Origin of the sequence: Promicromonospora sukumoe (assembly GCF_014137995.1) — a bacterium.
GTDB lineage: Bacteria > Actinomycetota > Actinomycetes > Actinomycetales > Cellulomonadaceae > Promicromonospora > Promicromonospora sukumoe.
The window spans coordinates 124,174-146,620 of record NZ_JACGWV010000002.1 but is presented as its reverse complement, the minus strand read 5'-3'; the positions used below and the strand labels follow the sequence as shown (position 1 = coordinate 146,620).

Here is a 22,447-nt window from a genome sequence, read left to right as displayed (position 1 = left end):
AAATTCGGGGGTCCTTATGGTCACGAGCATGTCGACGACGACAACTGGCAGCGCCGCACGCCGCGCCCACGAGAGCCGTGTGCTGGCCGCGCTCCGCGACGGCCCCCTGAGCCGCGCCGAGCTCGCCCGCCGCGTGGGCCTGTCCCGCACCACCCTGTCCGAGACCACGGCCGAGCTGCTGCGCCGCGGCGCCGTCGTCGTGGTCGACACCGACGCCGCCACCCGCCGCGGCAGCGGCCGGCCCGCCGAGCGCCTCGCGCTCGACCCCGGCTCCGGCCAGTACCTGGGCGTCGACTTCGGGCACCGCCGCGTCCGGGCCGCCGTCGCCGACGCCGCCCGCGAGACCGTCGCCTCCGGCGTCGAGCACTACGACGACGACACCCCGTGGCCCCGCCGCCTCGACCTCGCCTTCCGGCTGGTGGACCGGCTCGCCCGCGAGCACGGCCTGCACTTCGGCGAGCTCCAGGCTGTCGGCATCGGCGTCGTCGGCCCCTACGGCGGGTGGCGCGTCGACAGCAAGCAGGTCTCGTGGGCCCGCCGCTCCGCCCCGCACGACGTGCACGGCGCGTTCGCCGAGCGGTTCGGCGCGCCCGTCGTCGTCGACAACAACACGCGCCTCGCGGCGCTCGCGGAGGCGGTCTCCCAGCCCGAGGGCGCGACCGACCTCCTGTACGTGCGGCTGTCGGACGGCGTGGGCGGCGGCCTCGTCGTCTGCGGGCGGATCGGCACCGGGGCGCACGGGTTCGCGGGCGAGCTGGGCCACATCAACGTCGACCCGGCCGGGAGCCGGTGCCGCTGCGGCAAGCGCGGCTGCCTGGAGACCGTCGCCTCCGCGCCGGCCGTGCTCGCGGCCTGCCGCGCCCGGGGCGTCGAGGTCACCACGCTCGATGACCTCGCCGCCGTCGTCGCCACCAGCGACCCCGTGGTCGAGGCGGTGCTGCGCGACGTCGGCGCGGCCGTGGGCCGGGTGCTCAGCACCGCGGCGCTGACCCTGGACCCCGACGAGATCGTGATCGGCGGCGAGATCGTGCACGTCGCCCCCGTGATCGTCGAGCAGGCGGCCGCCACGCTGCGCTACGAGCTGCACCCGCTGCCCACCGACGAGCCGCTCGTCGTGCGCGCCGGCCGCCTGCGCGACACCGACGGCGCGCTCGGCGCGCTCGCCGCCGCCTTCCACCTGTCCCCGCTGCTGGCCGGCTACCCCCAGCCCGAGGCCGCCGACGGCGACGCCGACCTGCGCGGAACCCTGCGCACCCCGATGCCCGCACTGCACGCACGCCTGAGGAGAGCCCTGTGACCACGTCGACCGTGTCGACCCCGACCCCAGCGCGTAACGGGTCACCGCCCCGCCGCCGGGCGGGCAGACGCACCACGCTGCTGACCCTGAACGCCGTCTCGATCGTGGCGGGCATCGGCATCTGGTGGGTGCTGGCCCTCAGCGGCCTCCAGCTCCCGACGCCGCCCGAGGTGCTCGCCAAGGCCGTGGACCTGACGGTCAGCGGCACCCTGGGCGAGGACCTGCTCGCCAGCCTCGGCCGGGTGCTGGCCGGGTTCCTGCTCGGCTCGGCCGCGGCCGTCCCGGTCGGCTTCCTGATGGGCTGGTACGTACCGGCCCGCGGCCTGTTCGAGCCGTGGATCCAGTTCTTCCGCACCATCCCGCCGCTGGCCCTGCTGCCGCTCGTGCTGGTGCTGATGGGCATCGGCGAGTTGCCCAAGGTGTTCGTCATCTTCCTCGCCGCGTTCCTGGCCTGCGTGATCTCCACGTACCAGGGCGTCGTCAGCGTGGACCGGACGCTCATCAACGCGGCCCGCGTGCTCGGGGCCAAGGACGGCACGATCTTCCTGCGCGTCGTGGTGCCGGCGTCCTCGCCGTTCATCCTCGTCGGCATGCGCGTGGGCCTCGGCTCCGCATGGGCCACCCTCGTGGCCGCGGAGCTGCTCGCCGCGCAGGCGGGCCTCGGGTTCCGCATGCAGCAGGCCCAGACCTACTACGACCTCGCGACGATCTTCGTCTCCATCGTCGCGATCGGCGTGCTCGGCCTGGTGATGGACCGGCTGCTGCTGCTCGCGGAGACCCGGCTGACCGGATGGCAGGAGCGACGATGACCACCAGCACGCAGGACGCCCCGCGCACGACGACGGGCGCCGCCAAGATCTCCGTGCGGGACACCCGCAAGACCTTCGCCCTCAAGGACGAGGAGTTCGTCGCCCTCGACGGCGTGAACCTCGACGTCGCCGACAACGAGTTCGTGACCGTCGTCGGCCCGTCCGGCTGCGGCAAGTCCACCCTGATGAACATCGTCGCCGGGCTGGAGGCGCCGACGTCGGGCCAGGTGCTGGTCGACGGCGCCGGCGTGACCGGGCCCGGCCCCGAGCGCGGCGTCATCTTCCAGCAGTACGCGCTGTTCCCGTGGCTGACCGTGCGCAAGAACGTCGAGTTCGGGCTCAAGGTCGCGGGCCTGCCCGCCGCCGAGCGGCGCGAGCGCGCCGAGCACTACGTGCGCCTGGTGGGCCTGGAGCAGTTCGCGGACGCCCTGCCCAAGACGCTGTCCGGCGGCATGAAGCAGCGGTGCGCCATCGCCCGCGCCTACGCCGTCAACCCGTCGATCCTGCTGATGGACGAGCCCTTCGGGGCGCTCGACGCCCTGACGCGCGTGCGGCTCCAGGAGCAGCTCCTGGACACCTGGAGCACCGAGAAGCGCACCGTCCTGTTCATCACGCACGACGTCGACGAGGCGGTGTTCCTCGCCGGCCGCGTGGTGGTCATGGCCGCCCGGCCGGGCCGCATCCACGAGGTGATCGACGTCGACCTGCCCTACCCGCGCACCGAGGAGGTGCGGCTCAGCCCGGAGTTCGCGGAGCTGCGCAACCGGGTGTGGCGGGCCGTGTACCACCAGACCACAGACACCCAGACCTCCACCCAGACACAGAACTGAGGACACCCCCATGCGATCTTCCAGGAGAACCCTCGCCGCTGCCGCGGCCGGCCTCGCCCTCGCGCTCTCGCTCGGCGCCTGCTCGTCGGGCGGCGGCGCCGGCGGCGAGGACGGCACGATCGAGGTCAACTTCGGCTACATCCCCGACTTCAACGGCACCAGCCTGCTGGCGATCGCCGAGGACCAGGGGCTGTGGGAGGAGCACGGCATCGACGCCACGACGTCGTCGTTCACCAACGGGCCGCTGCAGATCCAGGCCCTCGGCACGGGCGACCTCGACTTCGGGTACATCGGCCCCGGCGCCTTCTGGCTGCCCGCCTCCGGGCAGGCCAAGGTCGTCGCGCTGAACACCCTCGGGCGGGCCGACCGCGTGGTCGCGCAGCCCGGCATCGAGTCCGTCGAGGACCTGGCCGGCAAGACGGTCGCCGTGCCGGAGGGCACGTCGGGCGACATGATCCTCACGCTCGCGCTGGAGGAGGCGGGCATGACCAAGGACGACGTCGAGCTCGTGCCCATGGAGCCGCCGGCCATCGTCGCCGCGCTGTCCTCGGGCCAGGTCGACGCCGCCGGCTTCTGGTACCCGGCGCTCGCGACGGTCAAGGAGCAGGTGCCCGACCTGGTGGAGCTCGCCCAGAACAGCGACTTCGAGGAGACCGTCGCGTTCCCCACGGCGTTCGTGGCCGGGAACGACGTCGTCGCCGACGACCCCGAGAAGGTCGACGTCGTCGCCGACGACCCCGAGAAGGTCGACGCCGTGCTGAAGGTGCTGCGCGAGGCGATGGCGTACCGCACCGAGAACATGGACGAGGCGATCGCGCTCACCGCCGACTTCAACGACCTCGACCCGGCCGACGTCGAGGCGGACGCCGCCAACGTCGACGTCCTCTCCGTCGACGAGATCGACACCCTGACGCAGGACGGCACCACCGACACCTGGCTCACCGGGATGCAGGACTACTTCGTGGGCTCCGGCCAGCTCCCCGAGGCGGTCGACCCGTCCGAGTTCTACCTGGGCGACCAGTTCGTGAAGGCCGGTGAGTGACCCGGTGGGTGACGCAGCGGGGGCGAAGAACGTCCTGTTCCTGATGACCGACCAGCACCGGGCCGACACCCTGGGCGCCTACGGCAACCCGCTGGCGTCGACGCCGGTGCTGGACGGGCTCGCGGCGTCGGGCACGCGGTTCGACCGTTGGTACACGCCGACGGCGATCTGCACGCCGTCGCGCGCGAGCCTGCTCACGGGCCAGGCGCCGTTCCGGCACCAGGTGCTCGCCAACCACGAGCGCAACGTCGGCTACCAGGAGGATCTGGCCGAGGGCACCTTCACCTTCGTGGAGGCGCTGCGCGAGCACGGGTACAACACCGGCCTGGTGGGCAAGTGGCACGCCGGCACGGAGAAGAACGCGGCGTCGTTCGGGTTCGACGGGCCGGACCTGCCCGGCTGGCACAACCCGGTCGACAACCCGGACTACCTGGCCTACCTGGCCGAACGCGACCTGCCGCCGTACGAGATCAGCGACCGCGTGCGCGGCACGCTGCCCAACGGCGGGCCGGGCAACCTGCTCGCGGCCCGGCTGCACCAGCCGGTCGAGGCCACGTTCGAGGCCTACCTGGCGACCCGCACAATCGAGCTGCTGGAGCGGTATGCGGACGACTTCCGGTCGGGGGAGCGGCCGTTCTTCCTTGAACTGAGCTTCTTCGGGCCGCACCTGCCGTACATCGTGCCGGACGAGTACTTCGACCTGTTCGACCCGGCCGACGTCGAGCTGCCCGCCTCCATCGCGGAGACCTTCGAGGGCAAGCCGCCCGTCCAGGCGAACTACAGCGCGCACTGGACGTTCGACACCATGCCCATCGAGGTGACGCGCAAGCTCATCGCGGTCTACTGGGGCTACGTGACGCTCATCGACCAGCAGATCGGGCGGGTCATGGACGCGCTGGAGCGGCTGGGGCTCGTGGACGACACCGCGGTGTTCTTCACGTGCGACCACGGCGAGTTCACGGGCGCGCACCGGCTGCACGACAAGGGCCCCGCGATGTACGAGGACATCTACCGCACGCCCGGGCTGCTGCGGGTCCCGGGCGGCCCGGCGGGGCAGGTGCGCACCGAGTTCGTGAGCCTGCTCGACTGCACGGCCACGATCCTGGAGCTGGCCGGGATCGACCCGGCGCCCGCCGTCGACTCCCGCAGCCTGCTGCCGCTGGCCGCGGGCGACGACGTCGAGTGGCAGCAGGACATCGTGTGCGAGTTCCACGGGCACCACTTCCCCTACCCGCAGCGGATGCTGCGGGAGGACCGGTACAAGCTGGTGGTCAACCCGGACTCCGTCAACGAGCTCTACGACCTGCACACCGACCCGGACGAGCTCACCAACGCGTACGCGGACCCCGCCCTGGACGGCGTACGGCGCCGCATGATGGGGCGGCTCTACCGGCTGCTCCGTGACCGCGGCGACAACTTCTACCACTGGATGACCACGATGTACGACGTCGGCGAGGTGGACCACGACCCGACCCAGTCGGGGCTGGACGAGACGACGTACGCGGCTCGCTGAGGGCTGGGCTCAGGCCTTGCGGAGGTAGTCGATCAGCAGGTCGAGGACCGCCTCGAGCTGGTCCGTGCTGCCCGTCGCGCGCAGCACCTGGACGCCGCCCTGGATGCCGGCCACGAAGGCCGAGGCCACCCGGGCGGCGTCCAGGTCGGCGCTGATCCGGCCGGCGTCCTGCATGGTGACGACGCCGGCCTCGATCCGCGCCCGCCACTGCCGCAGCAGCTCCGTGACCACCTCGGCGGCGCCGGGCGTGCTGGAGACCTGGTCCATGAGCGCGGCCAGCGGGCAGCTGCGGCCCTGGGCGTGGTACCGCGCGACGACGGAGTCCCGCCACGCCGTCCACGCCTCCCAGGTGCCCAGGTCGCTGAGGTGCGGCTCCTGGTCGATCAGCACCCGGTCGGCCTCCTCCTGGGCGACGGCGAGCAGCAGCTCCTCCTTGCCGCCGGGGAAGTAGTGGAACATCTGCCCCTTGCTGGTCCGCGTGACCGCCAGCACGTCGTCCAGCGTGACGGCGCCCGGCTCGGTGCCGCGCAGGTACTCCGCGGCGCCGTCGACGATGCGCCGCCGCGTGGCCTGGCCCTTCGGGGTGAGCTTCACGACCTCGACGGTACGAGCGATTTTCTGGACTTGCTAGTCCAAAATTGGGTTCCTAGCGTCGAGGGCATGACACAGCGACTGCAGGACCGCACCGCCCTCGTCACGGGCTCCACCAGCAACATCGGCCGCGCCATCGCCCAGCGGCTCGCGGCGGAGGGCGCGCACGTCGTCGTCTCCGGCCGGGACGCGGAGCGCGGCGAGGCCGTCGTCGCGGGCATCCGGGCCGACGGCGGAAAGGCCGACTTCGTCCGGGCCGACCTCGACGGCAGCCGGGAGGCGAGCCACGCGCTCGCGGCCGAGGCCACCGAGGTGCTGGGCGGGCGGATCGACGTGCTGGTGAACAACGCCGGCATCTACCGCACGGCCCCGACCCTGGCCGACACCGACGCCGACGCGCTCGACCAGCTCTACGCCGTGAACGTCAAGGCGCCGTACTTCCTCACGCAGGCCGTGGCACCCCGCATGGTGGCCGACGGCGGCGGCGCGATCGTCAACCTCGGCTCGTGGGTCGCCCGCCTGGCCGCGCCGTCGGGCGGCGCGTACGCCTCGACCAAGGCCGCGATGGAGTCCCTCACGCGGTCCTGGGCCGCGGAGCTCGGCGCCCAGGGAGTGCGCGTCAACGCGGTCTCGCCCGGCGTCGTCCGCCCGCCGGAGCTCGACCCGGCGCTCTCCTTCTCGGAGAACATGACGGTCGGCACCCCGGCCGGCGCGCCGGGGCACCCGGACGCGATCGCGGCCGCCGTGGCCTACCTGGCCTCCGACGACGCGCGGTTCGTGCACGGCTCGGTGCTCGACGTCGACGGCGGGCGGGCGAACGTGGCGGTCGTGGCCGCCTGATCCTTGCGCGCCGGTCTTGTGCCAGCCAGACCATGCAGTTACTGCCAAGATCTGAGCCGTTCTGGCAGCAACTGCATGGTCCGCTTCCGGATGAAAGCGTGGCTTGTCAGCAGATTTCACCCAAAATTAACTGATGTCACCTCAGGTCACGGCCGTCGCGTGCCAGGGTGGGCGAGGCACCGGGGCCCGCAGGGGGTCGCGGGCCCACGCACACGGAGGTCGACGATGCGCACACGTCTCGTACGGGCACGGGGTCTGGGTCGGGTCTGGGGGAGCGGGCTGTCGGCGCTCGCCGTCGCCGCCGGGGTGCTGGTGGCGCCGGGCGCGGTCGCGCAGGACTCCGCGACGGTCGCGGCGGACGTGCCCGCCGGGTACTACGACAGCGCCGAGGGCCTGTCGGGCGAGGCGCTCAAGGCCGAGCTGAACGACATCATCAGCGACGCCGACGCGGTGTCGTACGACGAGGTGTGGGACGGACTGATGGCCAGCGACGAGGACCCCGCGAACCCGAACAACGTGATCCTCCTGTACAGCGGGCAGTCGCGGGCCAAGAGCCTGAACGGCGGCGCCGTCGGCGACTGGAACCGGGAGCACGTCTGGGCCAAGTCGCACGGCGACTTCGGCACCGCGACCGGGCCCGGCACCGACCTGCACCACCTGCGCCCCACGGACGTGCAGGTCAACAGCATCCGTGGCAACAAGGACTTCGACGAGGGCGGCAGCGCGGTGTCGGGCGCGCCCGGCAACTACACCGACTCCGACTCGTTCGAGCCCCGCGACGACGTCAAGGGCGACGTCGCGCGGATGATCCTCTACATGGCCGTGCGCTGGGAGGGCGAGGACAGCTTCGCCGACCTGGAGCCCAACGACACCGTGAACAACGGCTCGGCCCCGTACCACGGCAAGCTCTCCACGCTGCTGGAGTGGAACGCCGCCGACCCGGTGTCCGCGTTCGAGGCCAACCGGAACGACGTCATCTACGAGCAGTTCCAGCACAACCGCAACCCGTTCGTCGACCACCCGGAGTGGGCCGACGCCATCTGGGGCTGACCGCCCCGCCCCGACCCCGCCCACGTGTCAGACCTACAGGTCACCCGGGGGACCTGTAGGTCTGACACGTGCGCGGCCATACGCTGGGGGTGAGCGGAGGTGGTCACCGTGCCCGACGACGTCAGGTCACAGCCGCGGGTGCCGCCGCGCTGGTTCGTCCGCACCGCCTGGTGGGTGCACCGCGGCCTCTACCGGGTCACCGGCGGCCGGTTCGGGCTGCGCCGTCCCCGCGGGCACCGCTGGGGCATGCTGCGGCTGACCACCACCGGACGCCGCACCGGACGCGAGCACAGCGTGATCGTCGCGTACATCGAGAACGGCGACGACCTGGTCACCCTCGCGATGAACGGCTGGGCCCAGGGCGACCCGGCCTGGTGGCTCAACCTCAAGGCCCACCCGGAGGCCACCGTCGACCTGGTGCACGAGTCCCGGCCGGTCCGCGCCCACGCCGCCCAGGACGCCGAGCGCGACCAGCTCTGGACCGCGTGGCGCGCGTACGACCACGAGCTCGACGCCTACGCGGGGCTCCGCACCACCGAGACGGCGGTCGTCGTGCTGAGCCCGTGGGAGCAGCCGACGCACCTGTGATCTGGGGTTCCTGGGGCCCTGGGCGCTCCGGCGGCCCGACGACGGCGTCACAGCGTCGCCGTCGCCAGCGCCTCCTCGTGCCCGTCGAGCGTGATCTCGATGCGGTCCATGTCCGTGAGCGACACCGCCGTCGAGGCGTCCAGCCCCGTGGTCTCGCCGCCCGCCCACGACCACGTCGCCGCGACCGTGCGGGTCCCGTCCCGGTCCACCAGCACCAGCTCGTACCGGATCGGCTCCCGCGGCACGTAGGCGCCCTCGGGCGGCTGGTCCCCGGGATCGGGCGGGTAGTGGCAGGACCACTTGAACTTCGTGCCCCAGGCCGTGGGCGTCGCCACCACCTCGGCGCGCATGTCCGCGCCGTCCACGGGCCGCAGCTCGATGGTCCGCGCGTCCGTGGCGGTGCCCGTCCCCGTCCCCGTGCCCGTGTCCGGGGTGGTGGCCGACGACGACGGCGCGGCCCCGCCATCGGCCACCGTGCCACCCTGAATCCCGCCCTGACTGCTGCCCGGCGTGCCGAACACGCCGTTTCCCGTCAGCACCGAACCGCCCACCGCGCCCGCGACGAGCAGGGCGCTCGCGGCGACGGCGCCCAGCGTCCGGCGGCGGAACCGGGAGCGGCGGGCGGCGCGGGCGAGGCTCGTGAGCGGCACGACGTGGGCCGACCCGGGTGCGGGCCGACCGGTTGCGACATCGCCGTCGGGCAGCGCGCCGCCGGACGATCCGCCGCCGGACGTGTCGCCCTCGGGCCGTGCGCCGCCGTCGGAACGCGCGCCGAAGCCGGGCCGCGCGCCGCCGTCGGGCAGGCCGGTGAGGCCCGGCGCCTCCTCGACGAGGGCCTGCGCGTGCGCCGGGCTGATGGTGCCGAGCAGGCCGGGCAGGCCGGCGAGGTCGGCCACGGCGGCGCGGCACGCGTCGCACTCGGCGAGGTGCCGCTCGTAGGCGCGCCGGTCGCTCGGGCCCAGGGCGCCGAGCACGTAGGCCGCGTCCCAGTCGGCGAACCGGTCGCCGCCCCCAGACTCTGCGGGGATCATGCCGTGACTCCTTTCTCCTGCAGCGCCAGGCGCAGCGCGCGCAGCCCGTAGTGCAGCCGCGACTTGACCGTCCCGGCCGGGACGCCCAGCTCGGTCGAGAGCTCGGCCACCGAGCGCCCGCCGTAGTACGCCCCGACCACCACCGCGCGGTGCGACGGCGACAGCGACAGCAGGGCGTCGGCCACGAGCCACGAGTCCAGCACGGACTGCGTGGTGTCGCGCTCCTCGCGGTCGGGCGGGTGCCCGGTGGAGTGCTCGCGGGTGCGGCGCGCGCTGCGCAGGTGGTCGACGCTCAGGTTCCGCGCGACCGTGAACAGCCAGGCGCGCACGGAGTCCTCCGAGCGTTCGAGCACCTCGGGGTGGCGCCACGCGCGCAGGAGGGTCTCCTGCACGACGTCGCGCGCCTCCTCCTCGTCGCCGGTGCGGCGCACGACGTACCGGTACAGCGCGTCGGCGTGCGTGTCGTGCACCGCCTCGAGGAGCTCGTCCTCGGCACCCACGAGCAGCTCCCTCCCTGGTCCGTGTCCTGGTCCCTGTCAGACGTCCCGCGTCGTCACTGGCCGGGCGCCAGCTGGAGCGAGAACTCGATGCTGCCCTCATCCTCCACCGTCACGAAGCCCAGGTCCGGCGCCTCGACGTCGAAGTCGGCGAACGTGATCGGCACGCTGCCCACGACCTGCACGGGGTCGCCGGTGGTCGCGTCGCCCGCCACCTCGGCGTCGAACGTGGCCGGCTGCGTGACGCCGTGCACCGTGAGCTCGCCGGTCAGGGCGACCGACGTGGCACCCTCCTCGATCGGGGCCGGGTCGGTCAGCACGAAGGTCGCCGTCGGGAACTGGTCCACCTGCAGCGCGTTGTCGCGGAAGTACGCGTCGCGGTTGCCCTCGTCCGTGGCCACGGTCGCCATCTGGACCTCGACGTCGGCGGCCGTGATCGCGCCGTCCGCGACCGTCACGGACCCGGTGACGTCCTCGGTGCGCCCGGTCACGGTCACGTCCTCGCCCTGCAGCACCTCGTCGAGGCGGTAGCCGGCGAACGACCCGTCGCTCACGGTCCACGTCCCGGCCGCCGCGTCGGCGTCGGGCAGCGGGGCCGCCGACGACGCCAGGCTCGGTGCGTCCGCCGCGGCCTCGTTGGCGTAGTCCGCGTACAGGCCCGGCCCGAAGATCGCCGCCGCCCCGCCGATGACGACCACTGCTGCCCCGACGCCGATGCCTACCTTTGCCCCAGTGCGCACGTGCCGCCCCTCTCGTTCGCAGGCCGACCGGATATCGGCCTCTGCCCCGTACGACGGGTGAAAGGGTGCTTCGGTTCAATGTGACTTTGAGGGGGGTTGAGTTGGGCTGGGTCTGGGCTGGCTTCGGACTGGCTTTGGACCGAACTCATCGACTTCGGTCCCTTGTCCTGAGATCGGTCCGTTGATGGACCGGTCTCATCGCATCCGGCCGATCTCATTCGGGGTGGGCCGATGAGTTCAGGGGTTCTGGGCCGTCAGGGGTGGTGGGCGTGCGTTGCGCCGCCCGGACATTGCGCACCTGGAGGCATGACATGACCGACACGTTCGACGTCGACGTGACGCGCGACCTCGACGGACCCGTCGACCGGGCCTGGGCCGCGTGGGCCACGCCCGAGGGCCTGCGCGCGTGGTGGGGTCCCGGCCCGTTCACCTGCCCCGCCGCCGAGGTGGACCTGCGGGTCGGCGGGCGCGCGCTCGTCGCCATGCGCGCCCCCGCGGAGTACGGCGGCGGCGGCGACCAGTGGTCCACCTGGGACTTCTCGCTGGTCGAGCCGGCGCGCCGCATCGAGTACACGTTCCGCTTCAGCGACGCCGACGGCGCCCCGCAGGACCCACCGATGCCGGGGGTGCCCGCGGAGGGGCGGCACAGATCACCGACCTCGGCGGCGGGCGCAGCAGGATCCACATGGTCGAGCACGGCTACACGACCGCCGAGGCCCGGGACATGTCGCGGCAGGGCCTGGAGGCATGCCTCGACAAGATGGGCGCGTACGTGGCGGGCGGGCAGGGCTGACCGGTTGCCACGGCACGGGGCGGGACGACGGCGCGGGACGGCAAGGGCTTACGGGCAGGGAACCTCGCGGAACTCGTCGGGATCAGCCAGCGGGAAGCGGTAGCAGACCGTGTCCGCCTCGCCGGTGGGCTGCCCCGTCCAGTCGTTGACCGGGCGGGAGTACTCGACCACCAGGGCGCTCGGGGACTCATCGACGACGGACCCGTCCTCGATCGCGTCGGCGCGCGGCGACAGGTGCAGCTCGTTGCGGTCCAGGTCGGCCAGGCGCCAGGCCCACCGGTCCTGGGCGGTGTCGATCGCGGCCATCCCGAACGCGACCAGCAGGACGATGCTCGCGGCGAGGACGACGGTCACGATCCAGCGCGTGCGGTAGCGGGGCGAGGCGGTCATGGGTCGCATCGTGCCAGGTGTGCGGGGGTGACCGGACGGGAATTTCGGGGTGCCGCCGGGCGGGGCCGGTCCGGCGCGATCACGCGAGGCGCATCGCGATGCTCGCGGGAGCCGTCTCGACGAAGCCGAGGCTGCGGTACAGCGGCCGGCCGGGCTCGTCGGCGTTGAGCGTGATGTACGGGTCGGCGGGCGCACGCTCCGCGATCTGGTCGAGCAGCCACGTCATCACGCGGCGGCCCAGGCCGCGTCCCTGGTGCCCGGGCAGGGTCGCGATGTCGGCGATGTGGAAGTACCAGCCGCCGTCGCCGAGCGTGCGCCCCATCGCGACGGCGCGGTCGGTCGCGACCTCGCGGACGTGGCAGAAGGCCCAGCTCGACGTCAGGACGGGCGCCGCCTGCTCGGCGTTCCTGGGCGACAGACCCGACGCCGCGCGCAGGTGCAGGTACTCCTCGACGCCGGGCGCGGTCGGGACCAGGAGGTACGGGTCGTCGCTCATGGCAGCACCCTAAGCAGTCGCGCGCCTCGCCATGGGAGGCGGCCCGCTACCGTGGCTGCGCATGACGCACACCGACCTCGAGATCGACGCCGATCTGATCCGGGACCTGCTCCGCGACCAGCACCCCGACCTGGCGGAGCTGCCGCTGGAGCTCGGCGCGCGCGGCTGGGACAACCAGCTCTGGCGCCTCGGCGACGACCTCGCCGTCCGGCTGCCGTGGGCGACCGACTCGGCCGACGAGCTGCTGCGCAAGGAGCACGCCTGGGTGCCGGCTCTCGCCGCGGGCCTCCCGCTGCCGGTCCCCGTGCCGCAGCGCCTCGGGGAGCCGGCCGAGCGATTCCCGCGGCCCTGGATCGTCACCACCTGGGTGCCTGGCACGCCCGCCGACCGCGAACCGGCCACGCGTGGTGCCGAGGCGGCGCGGGCCTTGGGCGAGTTCCTGACCGCGCTGCACCGGCCCGCGCCCGACGACGCGCCGTCGGGCCGGGGCCGCGGCGGGCCGCTCGCCGGGTACACCCCGGGTCTCGAGCGGCAGCTCGCCGAGGCGGTGGAGCGTGGGCTCGTCGCCGACCCCGAGCCGGTGCGCGCCGTCTGGGACGACGCCGTGGCCGCGCCCGGGTGGGCAGACCTGCCGGTGTGGCTGCACGGGGACCTGCACCCGGCCAACGTGCTGACGGCGGACGGCACGTTCTGCGGCGTCATCGACTTCGGCGACCTGTTCGCCGGCGACCCGGCCTGGGACCTCGCCGCGGCCTGGCTGCTCCTGCCCGACGGCGGCGTCGACGTCTTCCACGACGCCTACGGGCACGAGGCGGACGCCGCGACCCTGCGGCGTGCTCGCGGCGTGGCCGTGGGGCGGTCGCTCTCCGGGATGCTCATCGGCGAGGCCGGCGTGCACGGGCGCCCGGGGGGCAAGGCGACGTGGGGGCCGCCGGCGCGGGCCGCGCTGGACCGGCTGTTGGCGACGGCCTGAAGGCGGCGCGCCGGGCGGGGCGGCCTGGCCGGGGGCGGCCTGACGACGGCGTCCCGACGGCAGCGGCCTGACGGCGGCGGCGGTCAGGCGGCGAGGTCCGTGAGCAGGCGTTCGCGCAGCCGGACCAGCTCGTCGGCCGACTCGGCGGGGCTGGCGCCGTCGGTGAACACGGTGGCGGCTGCGAGCTCGCCGGCCAGGGGGTCGGCGACCCACCGTGCGATCCAGTCGTGGCCCTCGATGATCCAGTCCTTGCCCCGGCTGGTGACCGCGCGCTCGCGCAGCACGGCGACCGACCGCACGGGGTCGGGGCTGGGCAGCAGGTGCACGACGTCGGGGACCGGCGCCAGCACGCGGCGCACCCGGGCGGCGTGGTCGCGCCCGGTGAAGCTGGTGTAGCCCGCGCCGAACGCGATGACGGCCTCCGGGTGGTCCTCGACGACGCGCTGCACGGCATGGGCGCGGGCCGGCTCCCACTCGCGCTCGGCGGCGGCCCAGCCCACGGCGCCGTCGCGCTCCAGGAGCCGGTCCAGGCTCCAGCCGACCTCGGCGCAGTACGTCCAGGCGATCTCGTCGATGTCCACGAACGGGCGCCCGATCCGCTCGGCCACGAGGGCGCCGAGCGTGGACTTCCCCGCGGCGAGCGGGCCAACCAGGATCATCGACGGACCTCCCGTGAGTGGGCGAAATGTCTCAGTATCACCCACCCGCCAGCCCGTGCTCTCCGCCAGGACGTCGGCGACGATGGGGACATGGTCCGGGTCCTCGGCGTCGACGTCGCGAAGAAGTACTGGGTCGCGGTCGCGAGCGACCTGCGCGTCTATGCCGACCTGACGTTCACCGGCGTGCTCGCGGCGGCGGACGCGGACGGGCCGGTCGAGGTCGTCGGCGTCGACATGCCGATCGGGATGCCCGACGGCGCCGGCTACCGTCGGGCCGACGTGCTGGCCCGTGAGCACGTCGGCCCGAGGCGCGCGTCCGTGTTCATGACGCCGCCGCGTGCGGCTCTGACCGCGGATTCCTATGCCGCGGCGCTGGAGACGGCCCGCCGGGCGACGGGCAGGGGCCTGAGCCGGCAGGCGTGGGCGCTCGGACCGCGGATTCTCGAGGTGGACGACGTGGTGCGATCGGTCGGCCGGCGCATCGTGGAGGTGCATCCCGAGCTGTCGTTCGCGACCCTGGCCAGGCGTCACCTGCTCGCGCCCAAGTCGACGTGGGCCGGGCTGGAGGACCGGCGTGCCCTGCTCGCCGGGGTGGGGTTCACGTTGCCCGCCGACCTCGGGCGCCCGGGGCAGGTCTCCGGGCCCGACGACGTGCTCGACGCCGCCGTGGCTTGCTGGACCGCAGGTCGCGTGGCCGACGGCGTCGCGCGCGTCTACCCCGACCCGCCGGAGCGGTTCGACGGGATCGAGGCCTGCATCCGCGCCTAGCCTGGTCAGCCCTGACCCGGCCGGTGGTGGTCCAGGTAGTTCTGCGTCGTCGTGAGGCTGCTCAGGTCGGGCATCCGGTCGAGGTAGACCAGGCCGTCGAGGTGGTCGATCTCGTGCTGGAAGACCCGGGCGGCGTACCCCGTGACCTCGCTCGTGAGCGTCTGCCCGGTCTCGTCGGTGTACCGGACGGTAATGGTCTCGGCGCGCGGCACGAGACCCAGGTAGCCGGGCACGCTGAAGCAGCCCTCCCAGTCGAGCACCGTCTCGGCGGAGCGCGCCAGGACGGTCGGGTTCAGGATCTGGATCAGGCCGGTCTCGGGCCGGTCGGGGAAGACGTCGGTCCGGCGGACCTCGATGATCGCCGCCCGCACGGACACACCGAGCTGCGGCGCGGCCAGCCCGGCGCCGTTCAGCTCGCGCAGCCGGGTCGTCAGGGTCGCCAGCAGGTCGCGCGCAGAGGCGGCGTCGGCCGGCGCGGTGGGTGCCCTCAGCCGTGGGTCGCCGACGGTGACGACGTCGTCGTCCGCGATCCCCTGGATCCAGTTGTCGTCGCTGCGGTGCTGGGTCACTCGATTCCCTCCGGGCCGGGCGTGGTTCCGCGCCACCGTAGCCGGGGCGTGGTTCCGTGGACCGCATCCGCGCCGGGCACGGCGCCGTACGCAGGGGCCGTAGGCAGGAGAGACGCATGTCGGACGCACGCCGGGACCGGCTCGCCGGGCTCCTCGCCGACGCCGCGGACCGGTTCGGCGTGACGATCGACGGCGAGCCGGTGCGCGGGTCCTACGACCGCACCCTCGCCGTCCGGGCGTCCGGCCCGGCGTGGCTGCGTGTCACGGCGCAGGAGCCGCGATGGGCGCAGGGCCTGTACTGGGACGGCATCGCCACGGCCACGGGCCCGCCGTTCGGGGGCATCCCGATGCCGCCGCACCTGCGGTCCGCCGAGTGGGTCGAGCGGTGGGACGACGTCGACCAGGTGGTCCGGGCGGACCTGATCGGCTACGTCGACGAGCCCGCCGTGGGCTCCGGCCTGGTGCTCGACCACGCGGTGGACCTGCCCGACGCCTGGTGGGCCGGGCTCCGCGCCGGGCTCGGCATCCTGCGCCGGGTCACGGTGACCGAACGCCGGGTCCTGGAGCCCGACGTCGTCCGGTCCTCGGTCCTGGCCCTCTTCGGCGTCGAGATCGACCTCGACCGCGTCGACTGGGAGGTCGCCCACGGCGACCTGCACTTCGGCAACCTCACCGCCCCGCGCCTGACGATCCTCGACTGGGAGTACTGGGGCTGGGCGCCCGCCGGGTACGACGCCGCCGTCCTCGCCTGCTCCGCCGTCCTCCGGCCCGACGTCGCCGCCCGGGTCCGCGCCGAATTCGCAGACGTGCTCGGCACCTACTCCGGGGCCGTCGCCCAGCTCGCCGCCGCCGACAAGTACCTGCGGCTGGTCGGCATCGGCGCGTACCCCGAGATCGCCGTCCCGGTCCGGCGCCAGGCGGAGACGCTCGTCCGGGAGCGGTTCGCCTGACCTGCCACGCGCCCGCGGGCGGGCTCACGCGGTACGCCTTCAGGCAGCGGGCGTCGCGTGGACGACGTCGAGCCCCAGGGTGCGGTTGAGCCTGCCCGTGATCCACGCGGTCGTGGTGCGCGGGAGAAACCGCGGGAGCCAGGACCCGACCTGGTTCAGCCGCCGGCCCGGGTACGACGCGCTGCGGCCCCGGGCGAAGTCGTCGAGGGTGCGGCGGGCCACGTACTCGGGGGAGTCGAGGAGCCGCGGGTCCACGCTGTGCGACGTGCCGTCGAAGAACGCGGTGTCCGTCCCGCCGGGGTGCGCCGCCATGACGCGGACGCCCGTCCCGCGCAGCTCCTCGGCCACCGCCTCCGTGAACGACAGCACGAACGCCTTGGTCGCGGCGTAGCCGGCCTGGAAGGGCATCGGCTGGAAGGCCGCCGTCGAGGCGACGTTGATGATGCCGCCGCTGCCTCGGGCCGCCATCGGCGTACCGATCCCGTGGGTCAGTGCCATGAGCGCGGAGACGTTGAGGTCCACCGCCGTCTGGTTCGGGGCGAACGGGCGGCCCAGAAACGGGCCCGCCGGGCCCATGCCCGCGTTGTTGACGAGCAGGTCGACCGGCGCCGGGGCGGCGTCGAGGTCGCGCAGCAGGGCGGCGACCTGGTCGCGGTCCGTCAGGTCCGCCGCGCGGGTCGTCACCGTGACGTCGTGCGCGGCGCGGATCTGCGCGGCCAGCTCGTCGAGCGCCGTCGCCGAGCGCGCGACGAGCACGAGGTCCGAGCCGCGCCGGGCGAGCTCGGCCGCGTAGGCCGTGCCGAGCCCGCGCGAGGCGCCGGTCACGAGGGTGGTGGTGCCGCGGTAGCTGTACATGGTCCGCCTTCGTCCGTAGATGCTTCGAGTCTCGAAGTAGTTCGGACCCTAACACCTTCGAGTCTCGAACTAACAGAGGCTAGGATCGCGGGATGGGCCAGACCGATCTCGAAGCCGTCGTCCGGGCGAACCACGAGCTCTTCATGCTTACGGGCGACCGGGCGGCCGAGGTCGTCGCGCGGCACCGGCTCACGCTCCAGACGGCGCAGGCGCTGTGGGTTATCGACCCGGGGGAGGCTGCGCCGTCGATGAAGGTGATGAGTGAACGCCTGCACTGCAACGCGCCGAACCTCAGCTTCGTCACCAACCAGCTCGTCGAACGGGGGCTGGTCGAGCGCGCCACCGACCCGCACGACCGCCGGTCACGCGTCGTCGTCCTGACTGCCGAGGGCCGGCGCGTGCGCACCGAGATCATCGCCGGGACGCTCGACCGGACCCCGTTCGCCGGCCTCGACGCGGACGACCTGCGGGAGCTCGCCGGGCTGCTCGCGAAGGCGCTCGCGGCGCGGGACGACGCGTCCGCCCCCCGAGCGGCTCGCTCCTGAGCAGGCCGCGGGCTAGCGCCGGGGCTGCCCGGGAGCGGGCTGCTCAGGAGCGGGGCTCCTCAGGAGCTCGCTCCCGCGACCTCCAGCAGCACGTCGACGAGGCGCTCGGCGGCGTCGGGCCGGCCGTTGCTGCGGGCGGCGTCGGCCATGCGCTCGCGCCGTCCGGCGTCGCCCAGGAGCCCGGCCAGCGCCCCGCGCAGGTCGGAGAAGGTGAGGTCGCCCTCCAGGGCGATCGCCGCGCCCAGGTCCTGCAGGCGGCGGGCGTTGTGCGCCTGCTCGTTCCCGGCCGACGACGGCAGCGGGACCAGCACCGAGGGCTTGCCCAGCGCCGTCAGCTCCGCGATCGTGCCGGCCCCGCTCCGGGAGACGACGACGTCGGCCAGGGCGAGCACGTCCGGCAGCTCCGCCCCGACGAACCCGAGCACCCGGTACCGCGCGGCCAGCGCGGAGGGCAGGCCGGCGGTGTTCTCGAACATCTCCTTGAGGTTGTTCGGCCCGCACTGGTGGATCACGTTGGCGCGCTCGAGCAGCCAGGGCAGGGCCCCGGTGACCAGCTCGTTGATCTGCACCGAACCCTGCGCGCCGCCCGTGACGTACAGGACGGGCAGGTCGGGGTCGAACGAGTCGAGGCCGAGGGCGTCGACGGCCTTGAGGGGTTCGCCGGTGAGTACCTCGGCGCGCACCGGGTTGCCGGTCACGACGGCGCGCTCGCGCACCCCCTCCGGCAGCAGCTCGATGGTCGACGGCGAGGACACCGCGACCCTCGTAGCGCGCTTGGCCAGCAGGCGGTTGGCCAGGCCGAGCCGCACGGTCTGCTCGTGCACCACGAGCGGGCGGCGGACCAGGCCCGCCGCGATGCCGACCGGGACGGCCACGTAGCCGCCGGTCGACAGGATCACGTCGGGCTTGAAGTCCGACACGATCGAGCGGGCCTGCGCGACGCCGATCGGCACGCGCGCCATGTCCTTCATGTTGCTGGCCGACAGCATGCCCAGCGGGTTGCCCGACCGGCGCAGCTTGCCCGTCGCCACGGGCAGGAACCGGATGCCCTCAGACGCCGTCACCCGCGCCTCCAGCCCGTCGGCCGTACCAGCCCACAGGACGCTGACGGCGGTACCCGAAGCGGCCAGCCGGGCCTGCAGCGCGCGCAGCGTCGTGAGCGCCGGGTACGTGTGGCCGCCGGTCCCGCCACCGGTGACGAGTAGTCGGAACTCGGACGGCTGTGAACTCACGAGACATCTCCCTAGGACGGCAGGGGTGGGGGCGCGGTGTCCACTGTAGGCGATCTGCGCGGGCCCGTTGCTTCGCCGTCGGGATATGGATCTTCGCAGGTCAGCGTGTTGGAGGCCCGGTCAGGTGCGCAGATCCGCGCACGATCCGGTGGTCCGGTGGCGCAGACCGCCGGGAACGCGCGAATGAGTAAAGAAATGTGCGGACATGAACGCCGGAAAGGCGTTCTATTTCTACATTCGCAATTGTCTTGACCGGCCATTGAATTCGGTGGCAGTATCTCGGCACCCATCGAACTGGGTGCCACATGGTCACGAGATGAGCGTCAAGAATCGGTCGGCCCTGGCTCGGAATGACAACAGAGAGTAGAAGACCATGGGCGGCGTGATCATGACCGGCGTCAGCGTGAGGGTGACCGGAATGTCGAGCACGGAGCGCGGATCCGAGGGCGTCGTGAAGACCGTGCGGCAGGGCTGGACCGGCAAGGAGGCCGTGGTCGTGGCTCCTGGCCCCCTGCGGTCGCGAGAGTTCACCGTTCCGCTGGTGGACCTCTCGATGAAGTGATTTCCCTGCTTTCGGACGCGCCTGAGAACTGCCACATTGTTGCAGTTCAGGGGTGCTTTTTGCGGGGTGCACGAGCCTTTGTGAACTCATGGCCGGAGCCATGATTCACGTCACCGCGCCCCCAGTCTTCGGCTGACCTCGCGCGCCGCCCGCGTGGCCTGTTCCGCGAGCCCGGCCCGGGCGTCGTCGTCGTACGCCTCGGAGCGGAACGTGATCGCGAGCCCGGCGACCGGGCGCCCGGTGTGGTCGACGACGGCGGACGCCACCGACGCGAACCCCGCCGTCACCTCGCCGTCCTCCACCGCGAAGCCGCGCTCGCGGACCAGCCGCAGCACGTCGCGCAGCTCGCGCAGGGTGCGCGGCCCAGCGCCGGTCAGGTCCGTGAACGACCCCGGCGTCGGGTACAGGGCCCGCACCTGCGCCGGCGGCAGCAGCGCGAGCACCGCGCGTCCGCTGGCGGTGAGGTGGCTGGGGAGGTGGACGTCGACGTCGGTCACGAGGGGCGGCCGCCCCGCCGCGCGCTGCTCCACCAGGTACAGGACCTCGCGGCCGTTGAGCACCGCGAGGTGCCCGTTCTCCCCGGCGGCCTCGACCAGGCGGGCGACGACGGGCGCCGCCAGCCTCGTGAGCGGCGCTTGCCGGGTGTACGCGCTGCCCAGGCCCAGTGCGGCGACGCCCAGGCCGTAGCGGCGCTCGTCGGGGAAGTGCCGCACGAAGCCCTCGTCGCCCAGCACCGACAGCAGGTGGTAGACGCTGGAGCGCGGCACCCCGATGCCGTGCGCGATGGCGCCCGCGGGCACCGGCCCGGGCTGCGCCGCGAGGAACGAGAGCAGCCGGGCTGTGTGGCGTGCGGCGGGAACGGCGCTGCTGGTGCCCACGGGGTGGCCTCCTCGGGGTGCTGGTGGTGGTCGGTAGTACCGGGTGGTCGGTAGAAGGTCAGGTAGTCGGCACCCCGGGTTGCCGACTACCTGACCTTCTACCGATCACCCCGAATTGCCGACCAGCCGCGCACCGCATCCCGGAACGGGCTCCCGGCGGATGTCTCGTATCCCAGACTCTATCGCCGGTTGCGGGCGCGCTGCGGAAGCCGCGGCGGGGTTCGATGAGCGCATGAGCACCCTGCACGACGCGGCGACGACGCCCGCCACCGGCGCGGCCGCCCCCGAACCGACCCAGGCACAGGACCCGCACGACCTGCCCCGGCACGTCGTCCTCGACGGCACCCCGCTCACGGTCGAGCAGGTCGTGGCCGTCGCCCGGTACGGCGCGTCCGTCGAGATCCACGAGAGCGCGCTGGCCCGGATGGTGCAGAGCCGCGCCGTCATCGAGGACCTCGCCCACGACACCGTGCCCCACTACGGCGTCTCCACCGGGTTCGGGGCGCTCGCCCGCCGGCACATCCCGACCGAGATGCGGGCCCAGCTCCAGGTCAGCCTCGTGCGCTCGCACGCTGCCGGCTCCGGCCCGGAGGTCGAGACCGAGGTGGTGCGCGCCCTCCAGCTCCTGCGGCTCGCGACCCTGGTCACCGGGCACACCGGCGCCCGCCCCGTCACCGCGCTGACCTACGCCGCCATGCTCGACGCGGGCATCACGCCCGTCGTGCACGAGTACGGGTCGCTCGGCTGCTCCGGCGACCTCGCGCCGCTCGCGCACGTCGCGCTCGCCGCCATGGGGGAGGGGCGGGTGCGGGTCGTTCGGTCGGGGGTCTCGACGGGAGCGGGGGTCTCGACAGGCTCGACCAGCGAAGTGGGTTCGACCGGCGATGAGGGCCACACCATCGACGCCGCGCAGGCGCTCGCCGACGCCGGGATCGAGCCGCTGGTCCTCGCCGAGAAGGAGGGTCTGGCCCTCATCAACGGCACCGACGGCATGCTCGGCATGCTCTGCCTGGCGATCCACGACCTGCGCCGCCTGCTCACCACGGCCGACGTCGCCGCGTCCCTGTCCGTCGAGGCTCTCCTCGGCTCGGACGCCCCGTTCGCCGAGGACCTGGTCGCGCTGCGGCCGCACCCCGGCCAGGCGGCGTCGGCGTCGAACATGCGCCGCCTGCTGGCGGGCTCGCCGCTCATGGCGAGCCACCGCGCGCTGGACGACGCCGGGAACCCCGCGTGCACCCGCGTCCAGGACGCCTACTCCCTGCGCTGCGCGCCCCAGGTGCACGGCGCCGCCCGCGACACCCTGGACCACGCTGCCACGGTCGCGGGCCGGGAGCTGGCCTCCGCGATCGACAACCCCGTCGTCACGTCGGACGGGCGGGTCGAGTCCAACGGCAACTTCCACGGGGCGCCCGTCGCCTACGTGCTGGACTTTCTCGCCATCGCGGCCGCCGACCTGGCGAGCATGAGCGAGCGGCGCACCGACCGGTTCCTCGACGTCGCGCGCAACGAGGGCCTGCCGGCGTTCCTGGCGCACGACCCCGGCGTCGACTCCGGGCACATGATCGCCCAGTACACGGCCGCCGGGATCGTCTCGGAGCTGAAGCGCCTGGCCGCGCCCGCGAGCGTGGACTCGATCCCGAGCTCCGCGATGCAGGAGGACCACGTGTCCATGGGCTGGGCCGGCGCCCGCAAGCTGCGCCGCTCCGTCGACGGCCTCACCCGGGTGCTCGCCATCGAGGTGCTGACGGCCACGCGCGCCCTGGACCTGCGCGAAGAGGCCGCGGCGGCGGGTACGGGGGCGGTGCACGACGCCGTCCGCGCCGTCGTGCCCGGCCCCGGACCGGACCGCTACCTCGCCCCGGAGATCGAGCACGTGGTGGGGCTCGTGGCGGACGGGCGGATCGAGGCGGCGGCCGCGGGCGCCGTCGGGCACCTCGACTGAAACGGAG

At 73.5% G+C, this 22,447-nt stretch carries 25 protein-coding genes and 1 pseudogene; 15 read left to right on the top strand and 11 right to left on the bottom strand.

Translation table 11 applies throughout. The features are described 5' to 3' along the window. Positions 1–28 precede the first annotated feature (28 nt). The 5 genes from FHX71_RS17895 to FHX71_RS17875 are packed head-to-tail and all read left to right on the top strand — an operon-like array spanning position 29 to position 5,491. Positions 29–1,297 (top strand): ROK family transcriptional regulator, encoded by a 1,269-nt coding sequence (locus FHX71_RS17895; protein ID WP_220490183.1) that lies wholly within the window; start codon positions 29–31, stop codon positions 1,295–1,297. Next, positions 1,294–2,106: an ABC transporter permease gene (locus tag FHX71_RS17890; protein WP_182618895.1), complete on the top strand. Its 813-nt coding sequence runs from the start codon at positions 1,294–1,296 to the stop codon at positions 2,104–2,106. Before FHX71_RS17895 ends, FHX71_RS17890 begins: the two co-directional genes overlap by 4 nt. Further along, positions 2,103–2,936 carry an ABC transporter ATP-binding protein gene (locus FHX71_RS17885; protein WP_182618894.1) on the top strand — a complete coding sequence of 278 codons (834 nt, stop codon included), beginning with the start codon at positions 2,103–2,105 and terminating at the stop codon, positions 2,934–2,936. The genes FHX71_RS17890 and FHX71_RS17885 overlap by 4 nt, the downstream gene beginning before the upstream one ends. Before the next feature lie 10 nt (positions 2,937–2,946). Further along, positions 2,947–3,978, top strand: a complete 1,032-nt coding sequence (locus FHX71_RS17880) for an aliphatic sulfonate ABC transporter substrate-binding protein (protein ID WP_182618893.1) — start codon at positions 2,947–2,949, stop codon at positions 3,976–3,978. Positions 3,979–3,982: 4 nt separating this feature from the next. Next, entirely contained in the window at positions 3,983–5,491 is a 1,509-nt protein-coding gene (locus tag FHX71_RS17875) for a sulfatase family protein (protein WP_312877103.1), read from the top strand. 9 nt (positions 5,492–5,500) lie between these two features. Here FHX71_RS17875 and FHX71_RS17870 read toward each other — a convergent pair whose 3' ends face one another. After that, on the bottom strand, positions 5,501–6,085 hold the full coding sequence (locus FHX71_RS17870; RefSeq protein WP_182618891.1) for a TetR/AcrR family transcriptional regulator: 585 nt from the start codon (positions 6,083–6,085) through the stop codon (positions 5,501–5,503). Positions 6,086–6,151: 66 nt separating this feature from the next. Between FHX71_RS17870 and FHX71_RS17865 the strand changes: the two genes are divergently transcribed. The 3 genes from FHX71_RS17865 to FHX71_RS17855 all read left to right on the top strand — a co-directional run bounded on the left by FHX71_RS17865 (position 6,152) and on the right by FHX71_RS17855 (position 8,560). Continuing rightward, a complete protein-coding gene (locus FHX71_RS17865) occupies positions 6,152–6,922 on the top strand; it encodes an SDR family NAD(P)-dependent oxidoreductase (protein WP_182618890.1) in 771 nt (256 codons plus the stop codon). 225 nt (positions 6,923–7,147) lie between these two features. Next, positions 7,148–7,972 (top strand): endonuclease I family protein, encoded by an 825-nt coding sequence (locus tag FHX71_RS17860; RefSeq protein WP_246403317.1) that lies wholly within the window; start codon positions 7,148–7,150, stop codon positions 7,970–7,972. Positions 7,973–8,080: 108 nt separating this feature from the next. Next, positions 8,081–8,560 (top strand): nitroreductase/quinone reductase family protein, encoded by a 480-nt coding sequence (locus tag FHX71_RS17855; RefSeq protein WP_312877102.1) that lies wholly within the window; start codon positions 8,081–8,083, stop codon positions 8,558–8,560. Positions 8,561–8,607: 47 nt separating this feature from the next. Here the strand turns inward: FHX71_RS17855 and FHX71_RS29780 are convergent, their stop codons facing one another. From FHX71_RS29780 to FHX71_RS17840, 3 genes are read right to left on the bottom strand one after another with little or no spacing between them, the layout of a single operon-like run. Then, on the bottom strand, positions 8,608–9,591 hold the full coding sequence (locus FHX71_RS29780) for an anti-sigma factor family protein (RefSeq protein WP_182618888.1): 984 nt from the start codon (positions 9,589–9,591) through the stop codon (positions 8,608–8,610). Continuing rightward, a complete protein-coding gene (locus tag FHX71_RS17845; protein WP_182618887.1) occupies positions 9,588–10,091 on the bottom strand; it encodes a sigma-70 family RNA polymerase sigma factor in 504 nt (167 codons plus the stop codon). The genes FHX71_RS29780 and FHX71_RS17845 overlap by 4 nt, the downstream gene beginning before the upstream one ends. Before the next feature lie 53 nt (positions 10,092–10,144). Next, the gene (locus FHX71_RS17840) at positions 10,145–10,828 is read right to left on the bottom strand and encodes a YceI family protein (RefSeq protein ID WP_182618886.1); all 684 of its coding nucleotides are present in this window, start codon (positions 10,826–10,828) and stop codon (positions 10,145–10,147) included. A gap of 311 nt (positions 10,829–11,139) precedes the next feature. Between FHX71_RS17840 and FHX71_RS29395 the strand changes: the two are divergent. Then, positions 11,140–11,364 (top strand): annotated as a pseudogene (locus FHX71_RS29395) (SRPBCC family protein); the annotation flags it as partial. 305 nt (positions 11,365–11,669) lie between these two features. Here the strand turns inward: FHX71_RS29395 and FHX71_RS17830 are convergent. Continuing rightward, positions 11,670–12,011, bottom strand: a complete 342-nt coding sequence (locus FHX71_RS17830) for a hypothetical protein (RefSeq protein ID WP_182618885.1) — start codon at positions 12,009–12,011, stop codon at positions 11,670–11,672. A 79-nt stretch (positions 12,012–12,090) separates the two neighbouring features. Beyond that, a complete protein-coding gene (locus FHX71_RS17825; RefSeq protein WP_182618884.1) occupies positions 12,091–12,507 on the bottom strand; it encodes a GNAT family N-acetyltransferase in 417 nt (138 codons plus the stop codon). Between the two features lie 61 nt (positions 12,508–12,568). Between FHX71_RS17825 and FHX71_RS17820 the strand changes: the two genes are divergently transcribed. Then, entirely contained in the window at positions 12,569–13,480 is a 912-nt protein-coding gene (locus FHX71_RS17820) for an aminoglycoside phosphotransferase family protein (RefSeq protein ID WP_182618883.1), read from the top strand. Between the two features lie 83 nt (positions 13,481–13,563). Here the strand turns inward: FHX71_RS17820 and FHX71_RS17815 are convergent, their stop codons facing one another. Further along, positions 13,564–14,139, bottom strand: a complete 576-nt coding sequence (locus FHX71_RS17815) for a shikimate kinase (protein WP_182618882.1) — start codon at positions 14,137–14,139, stop codon at positions 13,564–13,566. Positions 14,140–14,229: 90 nt separating this feature from the next. Here FHX71_RS17815 and FHX71_RS17810 point away from each other — a divergent pair, with 90 nt between their 5' ends. Further along, the gene (locus FHX71_RS17810) at positions 14,230–14,907 is read left to right on the top strand and encodes a DUF429 domain-containing protein (RefSeq protein WP_182618881.1); all 678 of its coding nucleotides are present in this window, start codon (positions 14,230–14,232) and stop codon (positions 14,905–14,907) included. 5 nt (positions 14,908–14,912) lie between these two features. Here the strand turns inward: FHX71_RS17810 and def are convergent, their stop codons facing one another. Further along, on the bottom strand, positions 14,913–15,476 hold the full coding sequence (def, locus tag FHX71_RS17805) for a peptide deformylase (protein WP_182618880.1): 564 nt from the start codon (positions 15,474–15,476) through the stop codon (positions 14,913–14,915). Between the two features lie 116 nt (positions 15,477–15,592). Here def and FHX71_RS17800 point away from each other — a divergent pair, with 116 nt between their 5' ends. Then, positions 15,593–16,426, top strand: coding sequence for a phosphotransferase (locus FHX71_RS17800; protein WP_182618879.1), 834 nt, complete (start codon positions 15,593–15,595; stop codon positions 16,424–16,426). Between the two features lie 39 nt (positions 16,427–16,465). On the opposite strand, the gene FHX71_RS17795 is transcribed toward FHX71_RS17800, so the two are convergent. Beyond that, positions 16,466–17,281, bottom strand: coding sequence for an SDR family NAD(P)-dependent oxidoreductase (locus FHX71_RS17795; protein ID WP_182618878.1), 816 nt, complete (start codon positions 17,279–17,281; stop codon positions 16,466–16,468). Positions 17,282–17,373: 92 nt separating this feature from the next. Here FHX71_RS17795 and FHX71_RS17790 point away from each other — a divergent pair, with 92 nt between their 5' ends. Further along, positions 17,374–17,826, top strand: coding sequence for a MarR family winged helix-turn-helix transcriptional regulator (locus tag FHX71_RS17790; protein ID WP_182618877.1), 453 nt, complete (start codon positions 17,374–17,376; stop codon positions 17,824–17,826). Positions 17,827–17,885: 59 nt separating this feature from the next. On the opposite strand, the gene FHX71_RS17785 is transcribed toward FHX71_RS17790, so the two are convergent. After that, positions 17,886–19,058, bottom strand: a complete 1,173-nt coding sequence (locus tag FHX71_RS17785; protein ID WP_182618876.1) for a UDP-N-acetylglucosamine--N-acetylmuramyl-(pentapeptide) pyrophosphoryl-undecaprenol N-acetylglucosamine transferase — start codon at positions 19,056–19,058, stop codon at positions 17,886–17,888. Between the two features lie 418 nt (positions 19,059–19,476). Here FHX71_RS17785 and FHX71_RS17780 point away from each other — a divergent pair, with 418 nt between their 5' ends. Further along, positions 19,477–19,620 (top strand): hypothetical protein, encoded by a 144-nt coding sequence (locus FHX71_RS17780; RefSeq protein ID WP_182618875.1) that lies wholly within the window; start codon positions 19,477–19,479, stop codon positions 19,618–19,620. A 110-nt stretch (positions 19,621–19,730) separates the two neighbouring features. On the opposite strand, the gene FHX71_RS17775 is transcribed toward FHX71_RS17780, so the two are convergent. Continuing rightward, positions 19,731–20,498 (bottom strand): IclR family transcriptional regulator, encoded by a 768-nt coding sequence (locus FHX71_RS17775; RefSeq protein ID WP_182618874.1) that lies wholly within the window; start codon positions 20,496–20,498, stop codon positions 19,731–19,733. Positions 20,499–20,730: 232 nt separating this feature from the next. On the opposite strand from FHX71_RS17775, the gene hutH reads away from it, so the two are divergent. Beyond that, complete coding sequence (gene hutH / locus FHX71_RS17770; protein ID WP_246403315.1) at positions 20,731–22,440, top strand: histidine ammonia-lyase; 1,710 nt, start codon at positions 20,731–20,733, stop codon at positions 22,438–22,440. The last annotated feature ends 7 nt before the right edge of the window (positions 22,441–22,447 follow it).